Origin of the sequence: Paraprevotella clara YIT 11840, from assembly GCF_000233955.1 — a bacterium.
Lineage (GTDB): Bacteria > Bacteroidota > Bacteroidia > Bacteroidales > Bacteroidaceae > Paraprevotella > Paraprevotella clara.
This window is the reverse complement of the sequence record NZ_JH376657.1, coordinates 1-654: the sequence shown is the minus strand read 5'-3', so window position 1 is coordinate 654 and position 654 is coordinate 1. Positions and strand designations below refer to the sequence as shown.

General features: G+C 34.1%; 1 protein-coding gene. It reads right to left on the bottom strand.

Annotated elements, in window-relative coordinates; all coding sequences use genetic code 11:
• The coding region (locus HMPREF9441_RS16185) for a sensor histidine kinase (RefSeq protein ID WP_272869430.1) at positions 1 to 637 on the bottom strand (637 nt) is incomplete at its 3' end.
• Positions 638 to 654: the final 17 nt, after the last annotated feature.

Sequence of the window (654 nt, the reverse complement as noted above, 5' to 3'; positions counted from 1 at the left end):
CTTTTTCCTTATCAAAAGTTATTTCAAAAGGGACTTCATCAGCTATAAACTGAAACTTGAGTTTCTTTTGCTTAATACGATCACTAAAAAAGGTATTAAGCTCTATAAGAAACCGTTTTAAGTTGCCTTTAGTGAAGTACATTTTAAGTTTACCATTCTCATAACTACGAAACTCTAACACCTCAGAAATGAGATGAAGTAGCCTATTACTATTCTTTTTTATAAGAAAAAGTAATTCTTGCTGCTCTTTTGTAAGAGAATTATGAGCTAAAAGTGTTTCAACAGGACCTAATATAAGCGACAACGGTGTTTTAAATTCGTGAGAGATATTAGTAAAAAAAAGCAATTTAGCTTGAGTAGCTTCTTCTAATTGTTTAGAGACTATTTCCAACTGTTCTTTTTGGCGTTTCAGCTCACTATTGGTCTTACTTTTAGCTCGATAAGCCCTAATAGCCATCAGTAAAAAGACAGTGATAAGCACAATAGCTGTAATAGAAAGGTAGAGCAGCATTCGTTGGTTTGTATGCTGGATAAGGCTCTCACTAAGTTGCTGGTTGATATCCTCTATTTTGGTTTGTTTTTCAGCAATTTGTTCGGTTTGTAGCTGCAAAATGCGCACATTGCTCTTATCTACCACTGTGGTATTGAGGATAT